Consider the following 25572-nt stretch of genomic DNA (forward strand, 5'->3'; position numbering starts at 1 on the left):
TGCTCCCCAACCGCACCTCAGGGGAACGTGACGCGAACCAGCCACAAGCACGTGACCAGGCAGAGCCCTCGTTCTCCGACGCGACCAACACATCGAATTCCGGGGAGGTGGCACAGTCCACGACCCGCTGGAGACTCCACCGCGGCGGCATCGTCAACGTGTGGCAGTACGCGGTGGAGGAGTTCGACCTGTCCGGCGGGCGGGCGATCTTCCAGGGCACCAACGGATCCGGCAAGTCCCGCACGCTGGAGCTGCTGCTGCCGCTGTGCCTCGACGGCGACCTGCGCCAGATCGGCTCCAAGGGCTACGACACGGTCAGCATGCGCAGGCTCATGCTCGACGACTACACCGGCGGCCCCAACCGCATCGGCTACGCGTGGATCGAGCTGCACCGCACGGCCGGCGGCCGCGACGAGTTCCTCACCAGCGGCATCGGCATCAAGGCGTCGGCCAACTCGCAGGCGATCGGCGACTCGTGGCGGTTCGTCACCGATCGCCGGGTCGGCGAGGACTTCCCGCTGGTCGTGGACGGCACGCCGGTCGGTGCGACGCAGCTGCGTGACCTGCTCGGCGCGGACTGCCTGCACGACGAGGGCCCGTTCCGTGCCAGGATCGCCGAGCTGGTGTACGGGATCCCGGCCGTGCGGTACGCGGATCTCCTGCACCTGCAACGAACCCTGCGCAACCCGGACGTGGGCCTGAAGGTCCTGGAGGGCCAGCTCGAACAGATCCTGTCGGACTCCCTGCCACCGCTGGATCCCGCGGTGATCGAGCAGCTGGCCCGGTCGTTCGAGGACCTGGAGTCCATTCGGGACAACATCCGTACGCTGGGCGCGGCCGACGCCGCGCTGCAGCGGTTCCTCGCGTCCTACGCCGGTTACGCCTATGGCTCGCTGCGCTCCGCCGGCAAGCGGTCGGTGGACGCGTCGAAGGAGCTTTCCAGCGCCCACAACGAGATCACCAAGCTGGTCGCGCGGCTGACCGACGAGGAGAAGGCCGCGGAGGAGGCCGAGGCCGAGGTCGCCGAGCTGGAGGAGCAGGAGCTGGCGCTCGAGGCGAAGATCGACTCGCTGAAGTCCTCCCCCGCCTACGACAGCGTGCGGGACCTGGCCGACCGCAAGCGGGTGGTGTCGGCGGCGCGGGCGGCCGCGGTCAGCGCGCTCAAGCAGCTCCGCACACAACGCGAGCACACCGAGCAGCTGGTCGACTCGGTCGTGACCGAGCTGGCCCGGTTCACCGACGACACGACGCAGGCGGCCGAGCTGGCCGACTCCGTCCGGTCGCGGATGCGGGAGGCGGGGCTGGACCCCCGGCTGTCCCCGACGGTGCCCGCCGTGCCGGAGGCGGCGGCCACCGAGCTGGTCGAGACCGTGCGCACGTCGCTCGATCCCGAGGCGGAGGCGGAGGAGACGACCAGGCGCACGCCGCCGGACCTCGCGCCGCACTCGCTGCGGGCCGCGCTGGAGCACGCCGGCGCGCAGGCCGGGGAGGCGGTGGCGGCGCTGCGCGAGCGGTGCGCGGTCACGCTGACGCTGCTGGAGCGGGCCCGCGAGCTGGATGGCGAACGGTCCGAGGTGGACCGGTTGCAGCGGGAGGCCCGCGAGGCGCAACTGGAGGCGACCGAGTCGGTCGGCAGGCGCAACGAGGCCGCGCAGCGGCTGGAGGACATCGCGGCGACGTGGCACGCGGCGGCCACGCAGTGGTCGGTCTCCGGGCCGCTGGCAACGGTTCCCGACACGGCGGAGCTGGCGCCGCCGCCCCTCGCCGACCTGGCGGCGGACGTGGACGCGGCCACGCGCGCGGCCGAGACCGCGCACGCCTGGCTGCGTGGCCGGCTGCCGGCGCTGCACGCGGAGGTCGACCGCGCCGCACGGGCGGTCGACGAGCTGGACGACCGAATGACCGAGGCCGACGCCGAGCTGTCGGCGCTGCAGTCCGGTGTGGACCCCGAGCCGGCGCTGCCGGTGCCCGGCGTGGGCCGGCTCCCGGGCGACGGCACGGCGTTCTATCGCCTTGTCGACTTCTCTCCATCGCTGTCCCCTTCGGACCGCGCCGGCTGCGAGGCTGCGCTGGAGTCGTCCGGACTGCTGAACGCGTGGGTCACCGCGGACGGCACGGTGACCGACGCCGCCGCGCGGGACCTGACCGCGATCGTGGCCGGGCCGGAGCTTTCCCCGTCGCTGTCGGAGGTCCTGGTGCCCGCGGTGCCGCCGGGCTCGCCGGTGTCGGCCGACCTGGTGACACGGTTGCTGTCCAGGGTGGGCCTTGGCGGCGAGGCGGGCCTGTCGGTCTCGCTGGACGGCCGGTGGCGGGCCGGGGTGCTGACCGGCGCGATGACCAAGCCGGCGGCGGAGTTCGTGGGCGCGGGCGCGCGGGAGACCACGCGGCACCGGCGGATCGGCGACCTGTCGGCGTCGCTCGCGCGGCTGGCGGACGAACGTGAGCTGGCGGCGAAGGCGCTGACGGTGGCGCGGGAGCACGCGGCGGCGTGGGAGCGGCACGTCGACGAGTACCCGGACGACCGCGAGGTGCTGGCGGCGCACGTGACGCTGCGCGCGGCGGCCGGGGCGGCGGACGACGCGACCAGGAAGGCGTTCTCGCTGCGGGACAGGAACGCGGGCAACGCCGACCGGCACCGGGCCCGGCAGGACGCGTTGCTGACCGACGCCCGCTCGGCCGGTCTGGACGCGGCCGCGGAGTCGCTGCAGCTGGCGCGTGCCTCGGCACTGGAGGCCAGGTCGACGGCCGAGCAGCTGGCCGCGGCGCTGACCAAGCGTTGCCTCGGCGGCGTGGACAGCCTGACCAGGGCACTGGACAACCACGCGCGGGCGGACGCGGAGCTGGCGGACGTGCAGGCCGGCGCGGACCGGGCGTGCCTCGACCACGCGCGTGAGCAGGCCGGGTACGAGGAGCGGGTGAAGGCGATCGGCAGCGCGGCCGAGCAGCTGGAGCGGGAGCTGTCGGCGGCCGAGGAGGAGCGGGCCGCGGTGCGTGCCCGGCTCCCCGAGGTGCGGCAGCTGGCGACGGACGCACGGGTCAGGGCCGGCAAGACACAGACCCAGATCGACAACCGGCGGACGAAGAGCACCGAGCTGACCGAGCGCGAGGCCGGTGCCCGCCAACGCTTCGTGGACGCGCTCGCCGCGGACGGCGTGTGGCCGGCGGCAGTGCCCGTGGACCGTCCCGAGGACCTGGCCGAGGCGTTCACCGTGCTGACCGGCAACCCACGCGACGGCGTGTCGGAGGACACGGTCCTGGGCAACCTCCAGACGTTGCAGTCCACGTTGGCCGGTAGCCACGACGTGATCGCACAGCGCTCGGCGGACATCCTGACGGTCACGGTGACCGGCGCGCAGGGCCCGCAGCCGGTGGCGGTCGCGGCCCGGGAGGTGGCGGAACGCCTCACGGCGCAACGGGACCTGCTGTCCGAGGAGTACCAGCAGATCTTCGACGCGTTCATGCTGCGGGACCTGGCGGACAAGCTGGCCACACAGATCGAGGTGGCGGACGACCTGTGCCGCCGCATGAACGAGACCCTCGACGTGGCCAGGTCGAGCCAGGGCGTCCACGTCCAGCTGGACTGGCAGCCCGCGCCGGACCTGGACGAGGACATGCGCCAGGCGATGGCGTTGATCCGCACGCCGTTCGCCAAGCGCGGCGAGGGCCAGGACGAGGCACTGCGCACCGCGCTGACCGACCGCATCACCTCGGAGCGGGACGGGCACTCCGGCGACTACGCGGAGGTCCTCGCGCGGGCGCTGGACTACCGCACGTGGTACCGGTTCACGGTGCGGGTGAAGGACCTCGGCCCGGACGGCGCGCCCAGGACACGACGCATGCGGCAGCTGTCGTCGGGCGAGACCCGCCTGATCTCGTACGTGACGTTGTTCGCGGCGGCCTCGGCGTTCTACGACGCGGTGAGCACGGCGGCGGACCAGCCCCCGGTGCGGCTGGTGCTGCTCGACGAGGCGTTCGAACGGCTGGACGAGCCGACTATCGCGCGGATGCTCGGGCTGCTGGTGGACCTGGACATGGACTGGATCATCACGTGGCCGAGCGGCTGGGGCCTGTCGGAGAAGATCCCGCGCATGCACATCTACGACGTCCTGCGCCCGAAGGGCGGCAGCGGCATCGCCTGCACCCACGCCATCTGGACGGGCAAGGCCCTCACGGAGGACCCACGCTGAGGAACGTCACCCTCGGTGAGTAGGACGCGGGTGCCGCGAACCGCCCGCCCCCGTTCCATTTGGGGACCGGTGAGCGATCATCTCAACATGACGCTGGGGCCCCACGAGATGCCTTTCGTCCTGGATGTGGCCGACTCCGGGACGGTGACCGAACATGCCGGGTTCGACGTGTACCGGCCGAAGGACGCGGACGGCCCGCTGCCGGCCGCGGTCATCGTGCCGGGGCCGGTGCCGGAGCTGGTGCCGTCGCGGCCGTTCCGGTGGCCGCTGTTCGCCGGGTACGGGCGGCTGATGGCGAGCCGCGGCGTGCTCGGGGTGGTGCTGGACCTGCCGTACCACAACGTGTCGGACGCGGCGGGGTTGAGCGAGACCATGCCCGGGATCGTCGAGTCGGTGCGTGCGCTGGACGAGGTGGACGGGGACCGGGTCGCGCTGTGGGGGGTGTCCGGGGGCGCGTTGCTGCTGGGGACCTGGTTCGCGGAGTCGCCGGCGTGGCTGCGGTGCCTCGCGCTGACCTACCCGCTGCTCGGGGCACCGACCGAGCGGCTGCGCCCGGGGCGCCCGCTGGTGGTGACGCGGGTCGGGCAGGAACGGCCGGACATGCAGGTGGAGGTGGACCGGTTCCTCAGCCACGCGATCGCCAGCGGCGTCGCGGTGCAGGTCATCGACGTGCCGAACGGCCACCACGGCTTCGACGTCGCCGACCACACCGACGAGTCCCGCAAGGCGGTCCACCAGGCAGAAGAACTGGTGGTGGGCTACCTGACCCGCGAGTCCCGCGTTCGCACACCCTGAGTCCCGCGTTCGAACACCTCGAATCCCGCGTTCGAACACCCCGAGTCGCGGTTTCGTGCACACCGAATCCACATGGGACCGCCGAGGACCCGCGAGGTGTTCGAGGCCCACCCCGACGCCTGGCTCGGCGCCGGCTCACCCGACCGTGCCGGCCGAGCCGTGCCCCGGAGGTCACGGTTCACCGTCCGGGTCAGGCGGTCGCCGGCACCCTGCGACCCGAGCGGTACAGGTCGCGCATGAGCCCGACCTCCGCGCCGTAGTGGATCAGCTCACGGTTCATGTGGAGCATCAGCGTCGTGAACGAGTCCTCGTCCGCCGGCTGGTGGGTGCGGACGCCTCGGCGCCAGGCCTCGTAGTGGGTCGCGAGGGCACGCAACGCCTCCGACGCGCTCGTCGGCCAGCGAACCGTCTCGACCGTCAGGGAACCGTCCCCGAAGAGGGCGCTGGCGCGGATGCCGAGGGTCTGTATGCCCATGTGCGCCAGGCGCCACGCGATCGTGGTCACGGGCGCCGGGACGGGCGTCGGCCACTCCCAGTCCATCGACCACGTGCCGTCGTCACGCTTGCGCACGGACCAGCACCCGGGGACCGGCTCCCAGAAGTACTCCTCGTCCGTGAGCCCGCGCAGGCGCGGCCACACGTTGTGGTCCCAGTAGAACTCCAGCTGCGCCAACAGCTCGTCACGTAGGCTCACGCCGCTCACGACCTCACCTCACAGGCTCCGTGAGGTCGTCCGCCGGCGTGGCACACACACTTCGCTCCGCAAGCTCCGCTCACGGCGCAGACGGTAGCGCTACCGTGACCTCCGCTCCACCATCGGCCGCGTTGGCGAGGGTGAGTTCCGCCGAAAGGACGCGTGCCTGAGCCACGGCGATGGTCAAACCGAGCCCGTGACCATCGGACCGGTTGGGGTCCGCGGTGCGGAACCGGCTCGGGCCCTCCCGCAGCAGATCCGCGGGGAAGCCAGGGCCGTTGTCGCGGACGACGATCGTCCGGCCCACCACGTGCACGGTCACCGGCGGCGAGCCATGGCGCTCGGCGTTCTCCAGGAGGTTCACCAGCACCCGCTCCAGCCGGCGGGGATCGGTGCGGACCGTCTCCGCCTCCTCGACCACCGCGACCGGCACCCGCCGGGACACGAAGTCACCCAGTGGCACCGCCACCAGCTCCGCCTGCTCGGTCGCGGTGTCCAGACGGGCCACCTCCAGGATGTCCTCCACCAGCGAGCGCAGCACCCCCACCCGGTCCCGCACCAGCTCCGCGGGCCTCGACGGCGGCAGCAGCTCCGCCGCCGTGACCAACCCGGTCACCGGGGTGCGCAGCTCGTGCGCGATGTCGGCCGTCACCCGCTGCTCGGCCGCCAGGCGGCCACGCAGAGCGGCGGCCACCGCGTCGACCGCCTGAGCCAGCTCGGCCGTCTCGTCGCGTGGGCGGGTGCCGATCTCCTCCCCCACCGACAGGGTCGCGTCGCCCTCGGCCACGCGCCGGGCGGCCACCGCGGCCCGGCGCAGCCGCCTGGACAGCCTGGCGCCCAGCACCACACCCAGTACCGACGCCAGCACCAGCACCCCGGCCGAGCCGAGGATCAGCGCGTTGTCCAGCTGGCGCAAGGCGTCGTCGCGATCGGTGTACGGGCTGCGCAGCGACAGCAGGTGCCCGTCGGTCTCCGCGGCCGCCCAGATCCAGGCGCCGTTCGCGGTGCGCTGCAGGTACGTGGCGCGGCGGCCGCCGCGTGCCGCGGCCAGCAGCTCGCGCGGCACGTCCGGCGCGTCCAGCCTGCTGCCCAGCGCGGCACGTCCGGTCAGGCCGTAGTCCCGCACGACCAGCTGGATCCGCTCGTCCTGCACGCGCCGCGCGTCCGCCAGCTGCACCCGGCTGAACTCGGTACGCACCAGCAGTGACAGCGCGACCGCCAGCACGGCCGCCACCAGCGCGATCACCGCGGACAGCCGCCAGCGCAGGCTCTGCGGAAACAGCTTCGGTGTCCAGTGGTTCGCTGCGCTCATCCGCGGGCCTTCACTCCGTTCACCCGTTCCTGAGCTTGTACCCGAAGCCTCGCACGGTCTCGATCAGATCCTGGCCGATCTTCGCGCGCAGGCGCTGCACGTGGACGTCGACCACCCGCGAGTCGCCGCCCCACTGGTAGTCCCACACCTGCTCGAGGAGCACCTCCCTGGTCAGCACGGTGCCCGGCGAGTCGACGAAGCACAGCAGCAGCCGCAGCTCGGTCGGCGTCAGCTCCACGGGCCGGCCCTTCAGCCGGACCTCCAGCGCGTCGCGGTCCACCTCGAGGTCGCCGAAGACGTTCCCGGCCGCCGCGGACGGCACCGCGGCCCGGCCCATCCGCCGCACCACCGCGCGGATCCGGGCCACGAGAACCGTGCTGTCGAACGGCTTCGTGACGTAGTCGTCGGCGCCGGCCTCCAGGCCCAGCACCACGTCGACCGGGTCCGCGCGGGCCGACATCATGATCACCGGGGTCTGGCTCTCCTCGCGGATCTGCCGGCACAGCGACACGCCGTTCATCCCCGGCAGCATGATGTCGAGCAGCGCCACGTCCGGCTGCCGCTCGCGGAACGTGTCGAGCCCGGTCAGCCCGTCGCCGGCCACGTCGACCGTGAAACCGTTGCGCTCCAGGGCCAGTTGGGTCGCCTCGCGGATCACGTCGTCGTCCTCGACGAGCAGAACTCTCATTACTTTCCCTCGATGAACTTCGTGCCGTCCCAGTGGTACAGCACCTCGGTCTGGTCGGTCGGGCAGCACGGGTCGTCCCGCGGACCCCACCGGTAGCGGATCAGGACCAGGAGGTTCGCTTCCTTCTTGTACGACACGAGCTCGACGGGACCGTCCTCGGCGGCGAGCAGCCGGGTCGGCGGCCTGGTCGCCAGGTCGTACACGTAGGCGGCGTACCCGTAGGAGGCGAACCCGCCCATGGCGACCATCGGGCCGCTCTTGGCCCCGCGCTGCGCTTCCGGACAGGAGTACAGCGTCGCCACCAGCTCGGCGTTCCCGTCGCCGGTGAGGTCGACGTACCGGTCGCCGACCGGGTAGTAGCCGTCCTCGCACGGCGCGAGCGCGTCCTTGTACCTGGTGGCGAGCAGCGGGTCCGCACGGAGGATGGCGACCGCGTCGGCGGAGGCGGGGGTGCCGCTCGGCGTGGTGGAGGTCGTCGGCGGGTTGACCTGGCTCGCCCGGCCCTCCACCTCGACGCCGCCCGGCACACCGCAGCCCCCGAGCAGCAGCACGCCGCACAGCACCGGCACGAGCACTCTGCGCATCCAACCCTCCTGCCAAGCCGACGAACGTCCGCCCAGAGGAGACCATGCCAGCGCCGGAACTGCCACAGCACCCTGTTACGTGGCCGGGGCACACCTGCTGGGCGGCTGTTACACGACCGTCGCCGGGCAGGCGGGTAGCGCGCCTAACGTCGAGAACGAGCGGGGAACACCAACGGTTCTGGGGAGTTTCGACATGCTGGCGTGGCTGGGGAGGACGTTCCTCGCGCTCCTGTCCGCCGCCGTCGTCGCGACGATGGGCTTCGCCTGGTACACGTTCCGCAACGCCGACGACAACGTGGCGCGCGACGACGTGATCACGGCCGCGCCCGATGTGCCGACCACGCGCGACCTGCCGCGGGTCGCGCAGACGATCCTGCTGGTGGGCCTCGACTCCCGCACGGACAAACAGGGCAACCCACTGCCGCAGGACGTGCTCGACGCGCTCAACGCCGGCGAGGCGACCGGGGTGCAGAACACCGACACGATGATGGTCGTGCACATCCCGGCGGACCCGGAGAAGAAGGCGTTCGCGCTGTCGCTGCCCCGTGACTCCTATGTGGACATCGCGGGCGGTTTCGGCAGGCACAAGCTGAACTCCGCGTTCGCCAGGGGAAAGAACGCCGAGGCGAACCGTCTGCGCAACGAGGGCGCCGACGACGCGACGGTCGAGAGCGAGTCGACGACGGCCGGCCGCAAGAACCTGATCGCGACGATCCAGGACCTGACCGGCCTGACGATCGACCACTACGCGGAGATCAACCTGCTCGGCTTCTCCGACCTCACCAGCGCGGTCGGTGGCGTGCCGGTGTGCCTGACCGCGCCGGTGCACGACAAGTACTCCGGCGCGAACTTCCCGGCGGGCGAGCAGGTGCTGCAGGGGATCGACGCGCTGCGGTTCGTGCGGCAGCGGCACGGCCTGCAGAACGGCGACCTGGACCGGGTGCGGCGACAGCAGGCGTTCATGGCCGGGCTGGCGCACCAGATGTTCAGCTCGGGCACCCTGACCTCGCCGAGCCGGATCAGCTCTCTCGTGGACGCGCTGACGAGGTCGGTGGTGCTGGACAAGAACTGGGACCTGATGAGCTTCGCGACCCAGGTGGCGTCGCTGAGCGGCGACGACATCCAGTTCTCGACCATCCCGACCGGCACCATCGCCCTGCCCACCCCGTCCGACGGCAGCGCGGTCGAGGTGGACCCCGAGCAGGTGCGTGCCTACGTGCAGAGCCTGCTCAGCGGTCCACCCCCGAGCACCGCGACGCCCGACGCGCCGTCCGTCCCGGAAAAGTCCACACTGGACCGTTCGTCGGTCGAGGTGCAGAAGTTGGCCAACGAACAGCCGGACCAGCAAACCATCACGGCCGCCGGAATCCCTTGCGTGAATTAGAGATCTGGCCTGCCGTTCACGTGCAGGACGGCGTCGGCGGCGTCGACGGACGCCTGGTCGAGCGGAAAGACGCCCTGCTCGGGGGTCTGGTCGGTCCGGGTGCGGGCGGGCGCGACCTCCTTCGTCAGGCCCCAGGTGGGGATCTGCCGCTGTAGCAGGCCCTCGTAGGTGTCCGCGGCGGGCTCGCCGAGGCCGATGGCGTCGTCGCGGCCCAGGCTGCCGATGACGACGGTGTACCGCTCGCCCAGCAGGGACCCCACGATGGCGCCTGCGGAATGCCAGTTCAGCGCCATGGGGCCCAACCACATGCTGCTCGGGTTCCGTTGCAGGTGGCTGTTGTGCGCGAAGACCAGCGTCGCGCCGCGCGGCCGTTCGGTCTCGCGGAGGTCGAGGAGGTTCTGGGCCATGATCGAGTCCCGGATGGCGCACATGTTGTTCCAGCGCGGGGTGTCCTCGATGGGGTTGGCCGCTTCCTTGTGGTAGCGCAGCAGTCCGAGGCCGGCGGTGAGGATCGTCCGCGTGCGGAGCCACGCGGCGCGGGAGGTCGCCGCGATCAGCTCCGGGGCGCGGGCGTACAGCCAGGTGAGCATGTCGTCGGCGATCGACCGCAACCGCTCGGCCTCGGGCGTGGCGCCGACCGACACGGCCGGGTCCATGACCGCCTCGGTGCGGCTCCACCGTTCGTCCGCGCCGGCGAGGCCGGCGAGGTCGAGATCGAGGCCGAGGTAGTCGCGGGCGTGTTCGAGGTAGGGCCGGGGGCTCGGTGCGCTCATCATCTCCGTCGAGGCGTCGAAACCGTGGAACGCCAACCGTTCCGCGGCGGGGCGGCGCCGGTTGTACTCACGCATCCAGACGACCAGCTGCCGGTTGGTGTCCAGCTCGCCGAAGGTGTGGGAGAAGCCGTCGCGCATCACCGCGTCGAGGTTGCCGATGCCCTCCTGGACGAAGTCGTCGACGGCGAGGGCGGCGGCGCGGTCGGTCTCGAGGGCGATCGACCGGAAGCCGTGCTCGGCCAGCTCGGCGAACAGCTCGTTGCGGATCCGGCCGAAGTCCGGCGCCAGATGGGTCGGCTCGCCGAACGCGAGCAGCTCGCACGAGGGACTGATGAAGGTTCGGATGTCCTGGCTCATGTGTCTCAACCGTAACATTGAAAACCCGGTTGAGACTTTGCCCCACTTGACTCGGTTATCCATCCGTTGAAGTCTCAAACTCGTGAGAACCCTGCGGCCGGCCGACCTGGCTCGTGAGCATGGCATCTCGACCCAGGCCGTGCGCAACTACGAGCAGGACGGGTGCATCCCACCCGCGGCGCGCACCCCGAGCGGCTACCGCGTCTACACCGAGGTGCACGCGGCGGCGCTCCGTGCCTATCTCGCGCTCGTCCCGGCCTACGGGCACCTGGCCGGCGGCCAGATCATGAACGCCGTCGGCGACCGGCTCGACGACGCCCTGCTGATCATCGACCGCGGCCACAACAGGCTGCTCCACGACCGCGAGACCCTCTCGTCCGTGCGGAAGGCGGTGGATCACCTGACCGAGCAGCCGCCCGCGCCGGTGAACGCCCGCACGATCGGCGAGCTCTCCCACCAGCTCCGGGTCACCCCGGCGACCCTGCGCAACTGGGAGAGCGCCGGCATCGTCAGCCCGACCCGGGACCCGGCCACCGGCTACCGCGTCTACCACGCGGCCGACCACCGCGACGCCGAGCTGGCCCACCTGCTCAGGCGTGGCGGCTACCCGCTGGCGTACATCGCGACGGTGGTGCGACAGATCCGCACGGCCGGCGGCACCGAGGCACTGTCGCAGGCCCTGGACGACTGGCAGAAGAAGCTGACCGAACAGGGCCTTGCGATGCTCAGGGCGGCCGCCAAGCTCGGCCAGTACCTCGCCCTGCTCTAGTGTCCCGCGACGGAAATCAGGCAACTAATTCGGCGGCCCAGCTTCCCGCCGGCGGTGTTGCCGGTCCGCCCAAGTACCACCCAGTACGAGGACGAACCGGCGCCTTGCCAGCAGAAACCTGGATCCACCGACTTGATCACCGCATTCCCGGCGCGGGACACTAGGCGACCAGCATGGGCGCCTGGATGGACGAGTCGTGTTCGAGGATGAGGTGCTGCAACTGCTGGAGCTCGGGCCCCGGTTCGATGCCGAGCCCGTCGACGAGCGCCATCCGGGTGCGGCGGTAGATGTTGAGGGCGTCGACCTGGCGGCCCGAGCGGTAGAGGGCGAGCATGAACTGCTGGCAGAGCCGCTCCCGCAGGGGTTCCGCCTCGGTCAGGACCTCCAGCTCGGGAGTGATCTCCCGGTGGTGGCCGCAGACGAGCTCGGCGTCGAAGCAGTCCTCGAGGGCGAGCAGCCGCTCGTTCTCGACGGCGGCCAGCTCGGACCACATGGTGCCACGCTCGACGAGGTCGGCGAGGGCACGCCCGCGCCAGAGGTTCAGCGCCGAACGCAGGAACTCGACACCGCGCTGGTGCTGACCGTCGTCGATGGCCGACCGGCCCTGCTCGACGAGCTGGCGGAACTGGTGCAGGTCGACGGCTTCTGGCTCGACCTGGAGCCGGTAGCCGGGCGAGTGGGTGTGCAGCCCGGTGTCGTCGGCGAGGGCGCGGCGGATGCCCGAGACGGCGTTCTGGACCATCTTGCGTGCGGTGAGCGGGGCGTGCTCGTCCCAGAGTGCGCGCAGCATACGACTGGTGGGGACCACCTGGTTGGCGTGCAGGAGCAGGTAACCGAGGACGGCCCGCTGGACGCCGCCGCCGAGTTCCACGTGCTCGCCGTCATCAATGATTTCCAATGAGCCAAGTAAGTGAAACCTCATCGCGCGTCAACCCCTACCGCTGAACTCGTTGAATTGGCCCCTGTTCATGGTCACATGCCGACCACTCGGATGGAACCCCCGCCCCATCGGCCGCGCGTGCCGTTCTTTCTGTTCGACCGGACGGAAAACGCCTGGCCAGCACCGGTCCGAATGAAAATCACATGGGCGCCGGGTGAACGCCTGAGAGGAATTGGCTGGCGGTGTTATGCCCAACCGATGACCCGGGCACCCAGGATTCAGGCGCACGAAACCAGGCGAGGAATTCCCCGGGAACTTTCAGTGGCTGGTCGGGATGCGGGCGCTCAGGCCGAAGCGGCCGTCGCCTTCGTACTGGGCCGTCAGCAGGCCGCCGAGGCCGGCCACGCGGTCGGACATGTTGCGGATGCCGCTGCCCCAACCACCGCGGTCCCGGTCCGTCTGCTTGGTGACGCCGTCGTTGACCACGTCCAGGTACGCGTCGCCGTCATCGGCCCGGATGGTGATCTCGCAGCACTCGCCCTTGCTGTGCCGCAGCACGTTCGTGACGCCCTCGCGCAGCACGGTCGCCAGCACCGTGCTCACCTCGGGCGGCAGCTCGCCATAGCCGACGTCCATCTGGACGTTCAGGCCGGCCGTCGTCAGCAGGGACTCCGCGGTCCGGCACTCCTCCTCGAGCGACATCTCGTGGTACCCGCTCGCCACCGACCGCACGTCCGCCAACGCGTGCCGGGAGATCTCCAGAACCTCGGTCAACTCAGTCCTGGCCCGGTCGGGGTCCAGCATCACCAACCGGTACGCCAGCTCGCTCTTCAACGTGATCGCGGACAGGCTCAGCCCCAACAGATCATGCAGGTCGCGGGCGAAATGCAGTCTGGTCTCCGCCAGCGCCACCTCGGCAAGCTCCTGCCTCGCCGCCCGCAGCTGCCGCACCGTGCGGGCCATCCACGTCAGTCCATACGTGACAAGACCCAGGTCGATGGTGATGATCGGCAGGCCGATGGCCCTGGGTAGCAGGTCGAGGAAACCGATCTGGCTCCACGTGACCGCGACGGCCACCGCGGCGAAGACGCCCCAGCCGAGTGCCGGGCGCAGCACCAGCAACGCGCTACCGGCCAGGAACCCCTGCAGCCCGGTCCACGAGGCGTCCTGGAACTGCACGGAGGGCAGGAACACCAGCAGGGCCATCAGCCCCAGCAACGGATAGCTCACCGGCGAGCCCAGCCGGGTGCCCGGTCTGCTGAAGTACGCCAGCTGCATCACCAGCGCCGCGGTCAGATAGGCGCTGACCAGCGCGATGTCCCAGAACTCCCGGGTCACCCAGAGCGCCCGGATCACCGCCTGCACGAAACTACCGAAGAAAACCGCCACTACGAGCCAGTTGGCGAGCTTGGTCGCGAACTGCGGAATCGACTCCGTCGGCTCGGTGGCGGTCGGCACTCGTTCGGGTGATCGTGCGGTCACCGGAACGGACACATGCAGGCGTAATCGTTCGTCCGGGTCCACCCCGACGGACAGCTCGCCGCCCATCCTCGAGACCATCTTCTGCAGGTTCTCGTAGCCGTCGGCCTCGCCGTCCTGGCCGGCGCCCACCTCGTCGTTGACGATGTCGACCGAGACCCTGCCGTCCTCCTGCCGCAGGACGATCTCGCAGTGCTCGACCTCCCGGTGGCGCAGCACGTAGGCAACGCCCTCGCGCAGCAGCGCGGACAGCGTGGTCCGCATGTGCGAGGGCAGCTCACGCAGGTCGAGGTCCACCCGAAGATCCACATTGGACGCCGCGAGCATCGACGCGAGGGTCGTGGCCTCCTCGTTCAGCGAGATCTCGCGGTACAGCCGGGCGATCGCCCGCACGTCGGCGAGCGCCCGGCGGGAGATGTCCAGGATCTCGGACAGCTCCCGCTCGGCCCGTGCCGGGTTCCTGCGCACCAGCCGCAGTGCCAGCTCACCCTTCGGGGCGATCGCCGACAGGCTCAGGCCCAGCAGGTCGTGCAGGTCGCGGGCGAACCGCAGCCGCTCGTGCGCGACCGTGGACGTCGCCAGCTCGTCGCGGGCCTCGTGCAGTGCGGTGACGAGCCGGGCCAACCTGGTCAGGCCGTACACGTACAGACCGGCCGTCGAGGTGTTGACGAGGATGTAGACGACGTCGGACCAGGTGCCGTCCAGGAAGTACCGCGAGATCCCGGTGCTCGCGACGATCGCGGTGTAGACGGGCCATGCCGCCGACAGGGGCAACACCAGCAGCACGCTGCCGGCCAGGAACGACGGCTGGCTCACCCATGCGTTCCCGAACAGCGGCAGCGGCAGATAGGCCAGGCAAGCCTGTGCCGCGAGCATCGCGTACGCCCGCCGGGAGTGCAGGTCGACCTGTGGACGGCAGAAGTAGAAGTACTGCAGGGAGAGCAGCCCCGCGAGGCACGTGACGGCCAGCGCGATGTCGGTGCCCTTGCCCTCCTGGATCACCCAGAGCACGGCGATGCTGCCGAAACCGCAGAACACCACCGCGACGATCGCCCTGGCCAGGGTCGGTGCGATCAACGCACCGCTGTCGCCAGGACGACCGAGATCGTCGGGGCGCACGTGAGCCGTTTTCCGGCCCGCGTTCTCACCAACCGACGTCATGCCCGCCTCGCTATCGCCGCACCGACCGTGCTCGGCGCACAGTGCGGGTTCGAGCGCCAAGTCTTCTTCCGAGGCTTGAATTATATGCAGAGATCATGTCTCCTCCGGCGACATACGAGCGAGGCTTCAGAGGAACATCGGAATGGGATTCAGCTGGTTGTAAGGGGTCGGCTGAGCCAAACGGCCCAGCCGGACCGGAATGTCGTAAAGACGACCAGGTCCGAGACGGGCCCAGAAGTGGCGCATGCCGGGCACTATCACCTTCACCACCGGCATGCCGACATCCGGTCGGGTCTGGTCGAGCAGCAGCAGCTCCATGCCGAGCTCCTCCACCTTGTCCTGCAGTCTGACTAGGTCGGATAGTAGATCGGCACTCGGCGCGTAGTCGTAGTCCGCGGGTCCGAGTGCCGGCATGGCGGTGTCGGGTACCAGGTACGGCTCGCGGGCCAGCGTCGCGTCATGCAGCCAGCCGACCATGTCGGGGTCGGTGCTGCGGGCCTGCACGTCCGAAAGCAGTTGAGGCATCAACTGGTTCAGCTCGGTCAGCGCCCGCCGCAGCGCGAGCCGCGGGTCGAGGTGCGCACCGAACCCGAACAGGATCTCCTCGTTCGGCGCGCCGAGGCGCCGGGTCACCGCGGCCATCACGGGCACCTCGAAGTCCGAGGTGAGGTCGAGGACCCACACCTCACGGCCCAGCCCGGCGTACACGTCCCGCAGCTCGTCGAGCCACGGGTCGCCGAACGCGTCGAGGTCGACGGCGGGCTGCGCGGTCCGGTTGTACCACCACAACGCCACCGCGTCGCGCTCGATCAGCTCCAGAACTCCTTGCAGGGCGGCATCCTCGATGCTGCTGCCGGCCGCGCTGCCGTTGGAGTCGGCGTGCAGGTAGTGCGGGCCACGCGCGGCGGGCGCGCCGTAGTAGAGCAGGCACGTCGGCAGCAACCGGTGGCTGCGCCGGGTGAGTGACCAGACCGGTGTCCAGTCCATGACCGCGTCGTCGTCGAACGGGTCGCACACCCGCTGGAACGATCCGTGCGCCGCGTTCCACTCCGATCGTTCCTCGTACTGCCGCGGATCGTAGAGCAGGCAGGACCGGGGATCGATCGCCGTGTCACCCAGCGAGCGCAGGCTGCCGCGGACCCGCTCCTCGTGACCGGAGAAGTTGCCCGAGTAACGCTCGATCGCCTCGCACAGCGCGCTGGCCTCGGCGTGCACCGCGGTGACACCCTTGCCACCGTTCTCGAGCCGCATGGTGGCGCGCAGCGTGTTGACGTCGTTCACCCGCGCGGCCAGGTTCGGGCCGGAGCGGAACGAGTTGAAGAAGGTCGGCCCGGTGTCGTCGCGCTTGATCTCCTTGACCACACCGGTCACCGGGCTGATCAGATGGCGGTACTCGGTGAGCACCTGTTCCGGGGTCATCGAGCGGTGTCCCGCGCTGTAGCAGACCTTGCGCCGCGAGGTCAGCACGACGGGGCGGTTCGCCCGGTCCCGCACCAGGTCCGGGTCGCCACAGGTCGCGCACTGCGGGTAGGGGCGCAGCTCGTGCGGCTCACCACGCAGCTCGAGGCTGTCGAAGGTGAGCACGCGGCGCTGGTTGGGGTGGCGGTGGCCGGAGAGCCACTTGGTCGCCTCCAGCGCGACCATCCCGAGCGCGGCGGTCCGCAGCGCGGGGATGAAGGCGGCGGGGCTCTGCGCGGGCCCCTGCCGGCCAAGGGCGCTCTGTGCCACGGCCTCCGCGTTGCGGTGGCCCCACAGGCGCACGGAAAGGCAGTGCCAGCAGCCCGGCTCGGCCGGCTGGAACACCGGACCGAGCCAGACCTTGACACCGACTGGCTTGGCGAGCAGCCAGGGCCGGCCCTGCGCGCGGTGCAGGGCGTCGACCTCGGCCAGCTCTGGGTTGAGGTAGTCGTCGCACAGGACGACCGAGAGTGCGGCGGGGTCCGCGTCGCCGGCAACCGTCAGTCCGGCGGCCCGCACAGCCGCCAGCGCCGGTTGGATGTCCACGTCCCCGACCGTCATGACACTCAGCGCCTGGCCGGTGGTGCCGGCGACCGCGGCCGCGGAATCGACCCCGATCGCCTCCCAGTAGGCCAGCGCGTGCTCGTCCGCCGGTTCCGCGACCGGTGGCCGCAGTGCCACCAGGCCCGCGGCGGCGAGCTTTCGGATCAGGCCGGCGACCTGCTCCGGCGCCATGCCCCCCGGCATGGCGCCGAGCAGCGTCGCGATGTCGCGGGTCCCGTCGAGCAGCGTCGCGAGGGCCGCGACATTCGCCCCTTTCAGGACTGTCACACCGTTCTCGGCGAACAAGTACGTGCCCTCGCCGGCCGACACCTCGGCACGGAGGTGCCGTTTGAAGCCGACCAGTGGCGCTGCTACGGTCCCCGCGTTCATCAGGCTGCCCGCCGCTCCAGCTCGACGTCCGTGCCCGGCCAGATGCCCGAGCTGTTGACCAGCACGGCGTCCCGCGGGTTGGTCCACTGGTCGAACTGGTCGATCGCGAGCTCCAGCTCGACGTCGCGGACATCGGCGTCGAAGCCGAGGACCGCTAACAGGTCCGTAAGCTCGTCGGTGGCCGGGGGCATGTTGACTGGCATGATTTCCTGCAGGGCGACAGACATGATTAACTCCGCGTGGGGTCGGGGTTGTTTTCGGAATTCATTTCCCGGAGCCGGGAAAGTTCGAGGGCCCGAGCAGCCCTCGAAGCACATGGGTGAATCGCGGCGAGATCAGGCCGCGCGCTGGTGGTCCACGTCGGCCACCGCCGGGTAGGCGGGGCAAGGCTCGCTGAGGAGCCCGCCGTGGCACCGTTCATGGCCGCCCGTCCCAGCCGGGGACGGGGGCGGGAGCAGCCCAGCCCGGGGAAAGGGCCGGACGTTCACGTGCTCCCGTCTGGTCAGCAGCAACCGCCCGGCGCTGGTGACCACGTCGCGGGAGTACGTGCTGACGTGGGGTAAGTGCGTGTCCGACATGGCGGCCTCACGGTCTGTTCTCGACCGGAGCGCCGAGCCGGACGCCGCCGAAGTTGGGAACCTCACGCATGGTGGTGGACATGGGAGCCTCCTTGGCACCACTCCGGTGGGGCGGAGTGGGAGCGGTTTTCCGCTCCCCACAAATGTGCGCCACGCAGGGGGTTCCGGACAAGGCAGCCGCTCACCGTCTACTCAAGGATTGCTCACTGCCGCCTCGTGAATCGCTCACGTTGGCTTGAGTACGCCTTGACTGCACGAGGGCATGACGTTCTACTGGACGAGGGCGGCCTTCCACCCGGGGCCGACCGGTGTCCGCTCGCTCCCGAAACGCCTGTAGCCCTGCAGGGCACCCTCGAGACGCCGAGCATCCCGTAAAGCACCCTCAGGGCATCAATGTAAGCGCACGCAGGTCATCAACCGGTAACCGGCGGGGAACCGTCCCGGTGGCGTGGCGGCATGGACCGCGCGAGGCGGTCGAGCAGCATGTCCGACGTGAAGGAGCGGTTGGCGAGGATCGGCGCGGTGGACAGCAGCGCCATGTGCAGCGCCTGGATGCGTTCCGAGGGCTCGATGCCCAGCTCGTGCAGCATCCGCTGCCGGAAGCGCATGTAGACCTCCAGCGCGGCGGAGGTGCGCCCGGAGCGGTACAGGGCGAGCATCAGCATCGCGTGCGCCGACTCGTGCAGCGGGTGCTCGACCACGAGCGAGGCGAGCTCGCTGATGGTCTCCCGGTGCCGGCCGAGGCACAGGTCGGCGTCGATCCTCGTGGTGTGGGCGTAGAACCGGCGTTCCTCCAGGCGGGCGACCTGTGCCCGCAGCTGCGTGCCCCACTGTCCGGGGTGCACGACGGCGCCGCGCCACAGCGCGAGCGAGCGGCGCAGGCTGTCGGCCGCACGCTCGTAGTCGCCCGCGTGCATGGCCGCGCTGCCCGCGCTGACCAGCTGCTCGAACTCGGTGACGTCGAGCTGGCGTGGGTCGACCCGCAGGATGTAGCCGCCGGAGCAGGTCTGCAGGACCTCGCTCGTGACGTGCTCGACGGACAGCCCGAGCACCACGCGGAAGAGCCTGCGCAGCTTGAACATGTACGTCTGCAGGGTGGCGTGCGCGGTGCGTGGCGCGTCGTCCCCCCACAGCTCCTTGATCAGGGCAGACGCGCCGACCGGCTTGTTCGCGTTGAACAGCAGGGTGGCGAGGATCAGCCGCAGTTTCGGCGCGCTGGGCGCCACGTCGCGGTTGCCGTGCCGGATGGTCAGCGGGCCGAGCAGTTCGAACCGCAGCTCCGAAATGGCGTTCTCGGCCGAGCCACGGGGAGTGAGCAGCTCGGGATTCGGTTCGGAGATTTCCGTCGATTCCAACAACGCGGCGAGGAGATTCAACTTTTCCTCGTGCGTCATCGCGGCCAGCGCGTCAGACTTCGCGACCATTTCGGACCTCGCTATCCGCGACGATCATTGGTTCCAGGACAAGACAAAGGTATTCGGGACACTCCTCCCGCCGATAGTGACGGCGTCATAAGCGTGCGATGAGTAATAGAGGGTGAGCGCGTGAGGTGCGCACTGTCGTTCACGCAAGCCAGAAGCAACCCTGGTACCAGGCGCAGTCCAGCGCCACCTTCGGAGTGGAAGTACGCCATGACAGCGACTATTCGTGTCAACCGCGCGGCGCGACAGCAGTCCTGCCGGGGAACGACCGTGCACATCGACTCCGGCGCCCAGATCCTCGAGCAGAGCATCCCGCTGTGGTCGTTTCGCGAGGACGTGGCCATCGAGTCGACCGCGGAGGGGCTGAACATCCTCAGCCGATGGGGCGAGGTCCGCGTCGAGTCGCCCGCGGCCGCCATCGAGGACAGCCTGCACCGCATGACGCTGGGGCCGGTGGCCCTCGCCAACGTGACGGGCCTCGACTGGGCCGACCTGCACGCCGTGTTCAGCCGGGTGCCCGGCTGCGTGGTCCGCTCGCTGGGCATGCGGAACACCGCGAGCCCACTGCTGTCGGCCACCCCCGTGACCAGGAACGCGCGGTTCGAGCTGCCGAAGCTCACCCTCACCCAGCCGGTCCGCCTGTCCCGCTTCGCCGTCCTGCTGGACCGCGCGGGCGAGATGATGCTGGAGTCGCCGCTGTCGCACCACCGCGTGGTGCTGCACCGGCCGCTCGCGTCGTGGGTGGTCGGCGCGCTGGGCCGCACGACCACCGTCACGGCCGTCGCGAACACCGTCAACCTGCACAAGCCCCTGGTCGCGGAGATCGTCGCGTACCTGGTGGCGGCGGGCATGGTGGTGCACGGCGCCGAGGTGTCCTCGCCGGTCTTCGCCGAGGACACCGACCCCGCGCTGCTCACCTGGTCGCCGCACGACCTGCTGTTCCACTCCCGCAGCCGGCTGGGCCGGCACGACGACTCGGCGGGACACCCCGGCGCGGACCAGCCGCCGCCGCCCGCGGTGCGGCCGCTGCCGACCGGGCCGCGCTACCCGCTGTACCGGCCGGACGTCGACGCGCCGGCGGCGCACGAGATGTCGCTGTCCGAGGCCATCGAGCGGCGCCGGTCGATCCGGGAGTTCGCCGCGGAGTGCCCGTCCGCGGCGCAGCTGGGCGAGCTGCTGTACCGGGCGGCGAGGGTGCGGTCGCCCCGCGAGACGGACGGCACGGACGTGGCGAACACGGTCTCCGCCCGCCCCTACCCCAGCGCGGGCTCGCTGTACGAGCTGGACCTGTACCTGACGCTGGACCGCTGCGCGGGCCTGCCGCGCGGGATCTACCACTACGACCCGGACGGACACGCCTTGACGCTGGTGAACTCGCGCCCCGACCACGCCGACGAACTGCTCGACAACGCGATGGTGCTGATCGGGGCGCGGCGGCGGCCACCGGTGCTGATCACGATGACCGCACGGATGGGTCGCCTGTCCTGGGTGTACGACGGCATCGCCTACGCCACTACCCTCAAGCACGTCGGCGTGCTGCAGCAGACCCTGTACCTGGTGGCCACGGTGCTCGGGCTGGCGCCGTGCGCACTCGCGACGGGTGACGACGAGGTCGCCACCGCCGCGTTCGGACTGGACCACCCGGCCGAGGTGAGCGTGGGCGAGTTCGTCGTCGGCTTACCGGTCAGGACGTAACGCACAGGGGGCGTGCCGATCATGAAGGCTTCACTGTTGACTGGTGGCGTGGTACAACGGGCTGGTAGCTGGCAGCCCGGAGGGACGCCACGCATGATCAGGGTGATGCTGGCCGAGGACATGCACATGGTCCGCGGTGCTCTGGTGGCACTGCTGAACCTCGAGCCGGACATCGAGGTGGTGGCCGAGGTCGCCAACGGCAACGACATCCTCCCGACGGCCAGGCAGCACAGGCCCACCGTGGCGATCATCGACATCGACCTGCCAGGCAAGGACGGTCTGACGGCGGTCAGTGAGCTGCAGGAGGTCATGCCGGACATCCAGACGCTGATCCTCACCGGGCTGTCCAGGCCGGGAAACCTGCGCCGGGCGCTGTCCGCGAAGGTCACGGGCTTCATGCTGAAGGACGCCCCGGCCGCCCAGCTGGCGGACGCGATCCGGAACGTCGCCGCCGGGCGGCGCGTGGTCGACAGCCAGCTGGCCATGGCGGCGTGGGACAGCGCGGAGTGCCCCCTGACGGCCCGGGAGATCGAGGTCCTGCGGCTGACGGCCGACGGCCTCCAGGCGGTGGACATCGCCGGCCGCCTGTTCCTGTCGGTCGGCACGGTCCGCAACTACCTGACGACAATCATCAGCAAGCTCGCCGCCCGCAACCGGGTGGACGCCATCCGCATCGCCCGCGACTCCGGCTGGCTCTGACGGCCCCTTCGGGGCGGTCGCGCGGTCAGGGACATCGCAGCACTAACTCGCCATGCTCAGCCCGAGCAGCTCCACCAGGTCACGGCGCGCACGGGCCACCCGCGACCGGATGGTGCCGACGGGGCAACCGCACACCTCGGCCGCCTCGGCGTACCCCAGGCCCAGCACCTGCGTCAGCACGAACGCGTCCCGCCGGTCGTCCGACAGCTCCCGCACCGCGAGCCCGAGCGACACGGTGTCGTCGATCCCCGGCAGGTTAGGGGTCCGGGCCTGCTCCGCGGCGGCCTGCCAGTCGTGGTCGCTGGCGATCTTCGGCCGTGCGTTGGCCGCTCGGTAGAAGTCCACCACCACCCTCCTAGCGATGGAGAGCAGCCAGGTGCGTGCGTTGCTGCGGGCCGTGAACCGGTGCACGCTGGCGAACGCGCGGATGAACGTCTCCTGCGCCAGGTCCTCGGCCTCGCCGCGGCCGACGAGGTAGACCAGGAACCGCCAGACGTCCCGCTGGGTGTACCTGATGAAGGAGTTGGCGGCGGCCCGGTCACCCTTCCCGGCCGCGAGAGCCAGTTCGGTGATCTCGTCATCCAGCGCCTCGGACATGCTTCGAAGGTAGCTCCGCGGCGCGCGACGGAGAACGCGATCAAGCCGCGGTCAAGCGAGGCTCGTCTCCGCGACCAGAAACGCGATGAAGGACGCCCTCGGTGTCGACAGGGCGTCCTTCATCGAGCAGGAGCGGCAGCCAGTGGTCCAGGGTCGCGCGTTCGGCCAGATCGGCGAACCCGATCTCGGCGCCGGCGCCGCGCCACCTCTCCAGCAGCGTCGCCAGGCGGATCGAGTCGAGGCCGAACTCGAAGAGATCGTCGGCGTCGCGTACCTCCTCCGGCAGCAGGTGCAGCAGCTCCGCCACATCCGCACGCACGACTTCCTCGGTCAACCTCACTCGTACCACCCCGTTCCGCGAAAGGGAGGCGGCGCGCCGTTGCGCCGCCGGTCCCAGGGGGCACGAGAACACTCAGTCGTCGTAGACGGTGACGCGGTACGACACGGCCGGTTCCGGCGTCGCGGTGTGGAGTGCCCGGTGGATCAGGCTTCGGTTGTCCCACACCAGCATGTCGCCCTTCTCGAACGTCTGCAGGTGGATGTTCTCGTGCTCGTAGGTCCGGTCCAGCTGGCCGGTCGCCTCGAGCAGCTCGTTCAGCAGGTCCGGCCGGGACACTCCGTCAGCGTCCTCGATGGACATTGTGAAACCCTCGCTTATGTATAGAACGGTCTCACCGGTGTGCGGGTGCGTCACGGCCGTCGGGCTGACGACGGGCGGGGTCTTGCCGTTGACCTCGTCGATGATCTCCGAGATGGGCCGGTACACGTCGTCGGGGCGGATCTTGAAGTACCGCAGCACGCTGTGCGTGGCCGTCGTCCCCTTCACGGCCAGCTTCAGGTCCTCGGACAGCTTCTCGTACGCGCCGGCCATGTTGATGAAGAACGTCCCACGGTTCTTCGACGGCACGACCTGCGGGTAGATGAGCGTGAGGTCGAACGGGCGCGGCATGAACTGGTAGTCCGAGTGCCAGAACTTCCCGGTCTTCGGCACGCCGACCTGCTTGCCGTCCTCCTTCACGTTCGAGGAGACGAACACCTCCTTCACCTTCGGGTGGTGGTACACGGGCTCGTAGTACTCCGAGACGTCGCCCAGCTTCTTGCCGAGCGCCAGGAACTCCTCCGGGTCCAGGTGCTGGTTCTTCAGCACGGCGATCTTGCTGGTGTAGACCGCCTTCTTCAGCTCGGCGAGCTCCTCCGCGGTAGCGGTGTTGGCGTCGAAGCCCTCCACAACGACACCGAGCGTCTTGCCATCCTGTGGGGAAATTTTCATGACCTGTCCTTCGGTAATCGGCGGCGACCACATGAGAAATTCATAGTGCACACTCACAAACCATCACTGCGGTCTCGTGAAAGTAGTCGGTGCGGACCCGTGAGTGGTTCCCGTGACGACCCCACAAATCCTCATCCCGGTGCCGTGACCGGACCACGGGACGTCCGGAGTGGACGGTGACTGGAGACCGCCTTGTGTTCGTCTCGTCGCAGGCCAGTGGCCCACTGGTGCCACGGGACGCGGGCCGCCGCGGGGTGGTACAAAAAGCTCGGGCGCGCGTGTGCGCGCCGCGAGCGATTACAGGCGCACATGCGCGAGGAGCGACCAGTGCAACCCGATGCCGGCGCGCCACCACCAGACTTCCGCCTTCAGCTGTGGTCGTTCCGCGACGACGTGGCCATCGAGGTGGACCGCGACGGCTGCCTCACCGTCCTGACCCGCTGGGGTGACGTCCAGGTCCCGGACGCCGCCTCCGGGGTCGAGGACTTCCTGCACCGCATGACCTACGGCCCGGTCGCGCTCGGCAACGCCGTCGACCTCGATCCCAAGGACCTGTACGAGACGCTGTCCAAGCTGCCCGGCTGCGTCGTGCACTCGCTGGCCCTGCGAGACGCGTCGAGCCCGCTGCTGTCGGTCGTCCCGGTCTCGCCCCGCGGCATCTTCGACCTGCCCGGCCAGACCGTGCTGACCGAGTCCCGCCCGATCCGCCTGTCCCGCTTCGCGTTCATCCGCGCGAGGGACGACGAGCTGCTGCTGGAGTCCCCGCTGGCACACCACCACGTGGTACTGCACCGCCCGCTCGCGTCGTGGATCGTCGGCTCGCTGGGCCGCGCGACCACCAGCACGGAGGTCGCCCGCGGCGCCAACCTGTCCCGGCCGCTCGTCCTCGAGGTCGTCGCCTACCTCGCCGGCGCCGGGATGGTGCTGCTCGGCGAGGAGAACGGGAACGACACGCCCACCTTCGCCGAGGACGCCGACCCCGCGCTGCTCACCTGGTCACCCCACGACCTGCTGTTCCACTCCCGCAGCAGACTCGGCCGCCACGACAACCCGGCCGGCGCCGCGTTCAACCTCATCCCGTCGATGGCACCGCTGCCGGTCGTGAAACCCCTGCCGGAGGGCCCGCGCCACCCGCTCGGACGACCGGACCTCGCCACGCACGACATGTCACTGACCGAGGCCGTCGAGCACCGCCACTCCGTGCGGGTGTTCGCCGACGAGGGCCCGTCCGCGGCGCAGCTGGGCGAACTCCTGTTCCGCACGGCGCGGATTCGCACGCAGTACGAGACCAGCGGCGCGGGCGACACGCGGTACGTCGTCTCGGAACGCCCTTACCCCAGTGCCGGGTCGCTGTACGAGCTCGACCTGTACCTCACCATCGACCGCTGCGCCGACCTGCCGCGCGGCATCTACCACTACGACCCGGCCGGCCACGCGCTGACGCTCATCAACCAGTGCGAGAGCGACATCGAGGAGCTGCTCGCCGGCGCGACCGTGCTGATCGGGTCGTCCAAACCTCCCGTGCTCATCACGATGACGGCACGGATCGGCCGGCTGTCCTGGGTGTACGACAGCATCGCGTACGCCACGACGCTCAAGCACGTGGGAGTACTGCAGCAGACCATGTATCTGGTCGCCACGATGCTGGGGCTCGCGCCGTGTGCGCTCGCCATGGGCGACAGCGAGCTGGCCACGACCGCGTTCGGGCTGGACTGGCCCGCGGAGGTGAGCGTGGGCGAGTTCGTCGTCGGGCTTCCCGGTCACGCAACGGAATTGCCGGGGAACGCACGGGAACCGTTGGGAGACAAGGGGGATGCGCATCCGGATTCCGCGTGATACAACGGGAGGCGTATCGGGC

21 protein-coding genes are annotated in these 25572 nt (G+C 70.3%); 7 read left to right on the forward strand and 14 right to left on the reverse strand.

What is annotated here, in order from left to right; genetic code table 11:
• Positions 1 to 107: 107 nt before the first annotated feature.
• Both VET29_RS26695 and VET29_RS26700 read left to right on the forward strand, forming a co-directional pair.
• A complete protein-coding gene (locus VET29_RS26695) occupies positions 108 to 4187 on the forward strand; it encodes a TIGR02680 family protein (protein WP_324925287.1) in 4080 nt (1359 codons plus the stop codon).
• Between the two features lie 87 nt (positions 4188 to 4274).
• On the forward strand, positions 4275 to 4982 hold the full coding sequence (locus tag VET29_RS26700) for a hypothetical protein (protein ID WP_324925289.1): 708 nt from the start codon (positions 4275 to 4277) through the stop codon (positions 4980 to 4982).
• A gap of 190 nt (positions 4983 to 5172) precedes the next feature.
• Here the strand turns inward: VET29_RS26700 and VET29_RS26705 are convergent, their stop codons facing one another.
• From VET29_RS26705 to VET29_RS26720, 4 genes are all read right to left on the reverse strand, one after another.
• On the reverse strand, positions 5173 to 5685 hold the full coding sequence (locus tag VET29_RS26705; RefSeq protein WP_324925291.1) for a DinB family protein: 513 nt from the start codon (positions 5683 to 5685) through the stop codon (positions 5173 to 5175).
• A gap of 70 nt (positions 5686 to 5755) precedes the next feature.
• Positions 5756 to 6988, reverse strand: coding sequence for a HAMP domain-containing sensor histidine kinase (locus VET29_RS26710; RefSeq protein WP_324925293.1), 1233 nt, complete (start codon positions 6986 to 6988; stop codon positions 5756 to 5758).
• A gap of 19 nt (positions 6989 to 7007) precedes the next feature.
• A complete protein-coding gene (gene cseB, locus VET29_RS26715) occupies positions 7008 to 7676 on the reverse strand; it encodes a two-component system response regulator CseB (protein ID WP_324925295.1) in 669 nt (222 codons plus the stop codon).
• Positions 7676 to 8260 (reverse strand): hypothetical protein, encoded by a 585-nt coding sequence (locus tag VET29_RS26720; protein WP_324925297.1) that lies wholly within the window; start codon positions 8258 to 8260, stop codon positions 7676 to 7678. Before VET29_RS26720 ends, cseB begins: the two co-directional genes overlap by 1 nt.
• A 193-nt stretch (positions 8261 to 8453) precedes the next feature.
• On the opposite strand from VET29_RS26720, the gene VET29_RS26725 reads away from it, so the two are divergent.
• Entirely contained in the window at positions 8454 to 9644 is a 1191-nt protein-coding gene (locus VET29_RS26725) for an LCP family protein (protein WP_324925299.1), read from the forward strand.
• On the opposite strand, the gene VET29_RS26730 is transcribed toward VET29_RS26725, so the two are convergent.
• Positions 9641 to 10774: an erythromycin esterase family protein gene (locus VET29_RS26730; protein WP_324925301.1), complete on the reverse strand. Its 1134-nt coding sequence runs from the start codon at positions 10772 to 10774 to the stop codon at positions 9641 to 9643. The genes VET29_RS26725 and VET29_RS26730 overlap by 4 nt on opposite strands.
• 82 nt (positions 10775 to 10856) lie before the next feature.
• On the opposite strand from VET29_RS26730, the gene VET29_RS26735 reads away from it, so the two are divergent.
• On the forward strand, positions 10857 to 11543 hold the full coding sequence (locus tag VET29_RS26735; RefSeq protein ID WP_324925303.1) for a TioE family transcriptional regulator: 687 nt from the start codon (positions 10857 to 10859) through the stop codon (positions 11541 to 11543).
• Between the two features lie 160 nt (positions 11544 to 11703).
• On the opposite strand, the gene VET29_RS26740 is transcribed toward VET29_RS26735, so the two are convergent.
• From VET29_RS26740 to VET29_RS26765, 6 genes are all read right to left on the reverse strand, one after another.
• Positions 11704 to 12441 carry an AfsR/SARP family transcriptional regulator gene (locus VET29_RS26740; RefSeq protein WP_324925305.1) on the reverse strand — a complete coding sequence of 246 codons (738 nt, stop codon included), beginning with the start codon at positions 12439 to 12441 and terminating at the stop codon, positions 11704 to 11706.
• A 300-nt stretch (positions 12442 to 12741) separates the two neighbouring features.
• A complete protein-coding gene (locus VET29_RS26745; protein ID WP_324925309.1) occupies positions 12742 to 14979 on the reverse strand; it encodes a sensor histidine kinase in 2238 nt (745 codons plus the stop codon).
• 210 nt (positions 14980 to 15189) lie between these two features.
• Positions 15190 to 17454, reverse strand: coding sequence for a TOMM precursor leader peptide-binding protein (locus VET29_RS26750; protein ID WP_324925311.1), 2265 nt, complete (start codon positions 17452 to 17454; stop codon positions 15190 to 15192).
• A complete protein-coding gene (locus VET29_RS26755; protein WP_324925314.1) occupies positions 17454 to 17681 on the reverse strand; it encodes a hypothetical protein in 228 nt (75 codons plus the stop codon). Before VET29_RS26755 ends, VET29_RS26750 begins: the two co-directional genes overlap by 1 nt.
• Positions 17682 to 17789: 108 nt before the next feature.
• On the reverse strand, positions 17790 to 18032 hold the full coding sequence (locus VET29_RS26760; protein ID WP_324925316.1) for a hypothetical protein: 243 nt from the start codon (positions 18030 to 18032) through the stop codon (positions 17790 to 17792).
• Positions 18033 to 18445: 413 nt separating this feature from the next.
• A complete protein-coding gene (locus VET29_RS26765) occupies positions 18446 to 19456 on the reverse strand; it encodes an AfsR/SARP family transcriptional regulator (protein WP_324925318.1) in 1011 nt (336 codons plus the stop codon).
• A 207-nt stretch (positions 19457 to 19663) separates the two neighbouring features.
• On the opposite strand from VET29_RS26765, the gene VET29_RS26770 reads away from it, so the two are divergent.
• Together VET29_RS26770 and VET29_RS26775 are read left to right on the forward strand one after the other, a co-directional pair.
• Entirely contained in the window at positions 19664 to 21148 is a 1485-nt protein-coding gene (locus tag VET29_RS26770; protein WP_324925320.1) for a SagB family peptide dehydrogenase, read from the forward strand.
• Positions 21149 to 21241: 93 nt separating this feature from the next.
• A complete protein-coding gene (locus VET29_RS26775; protein WP_324925323.1) occupies positions 21242 to 21847 on the forward strand; it encodes a response regulator transcription factor in 606 nt (201 codons plus the stop codon).
• Between the two features lie 42 nt (positions 21848 to 21889).
• On the opposite strand, the gene VET29_RS26780 is transcribed toward VET29_RS26775, so the two are convergent.
• From VET29_RS26780 to scoE, 3 genes are all read right to left on the reverse strand, one after another.
• A complete protein-coding gene (locus VET29_RS26780) occupies positions 21890 to 22444 on the reverse strand; it encodes a sigma-70 family RNA polymerase sigma factor (RefSeq protein WP_324925325.1) in 555 nt (184 codons plus the stop codon).
• Positions 22445 to 22484: 40 nt separating this feature from the next.
• Entirely contained in the window at positions 22485 to 22784 is a 300-nt protein-coding gene (locus VET29_RS26785; RefSeq protein WP_324925327.1) for a phosphopantetheine-binding protein, read from the reverse strand.
• Positions 22785 to 22856: 72 nt separating this feature from the next.
• On the reverse strand, positions 22857 to 23714 hold the full coding sequence (gene scoE, locus VET29_RS26790; RefSeq protein WP_324925329.1) for a (3R)-3-[(carboxymethyl)amino]fatty acid oxygenase/decarboxylase: 858 nt from the start codon (positions 23712 to 23714) through the stop codon (positions 22857 to 22859).
• A gap of 327 nt (positions 23715 to 24041) precedes the next feature.
• Between scoE and VET29_RS26795 the strand changes: the two genes are divergently transcribed.
• Positions 24042 to 25550: a SagB family peptide dehydrogenase gene (locus VET29_RS26795; RefSeq protein WP_324925331.1), complete on the forward strand. Its 1509-nt coding sequence runs from the start codon at positions 24042 to 24044 to the stop codon at positions 25548 to 25550.
• The last annotated feature ends 22 nt before the right edge of the window (positions 25551 to 25572 follow it).

This window comes from Actinophytocola sp. (genome assembly GCF_035634895.1).
GTDB lineage: Bacteria > Actinomycetota > Actinomycetes > Mycobacteriales > Pseudonocardiaceae > Actinophytocola.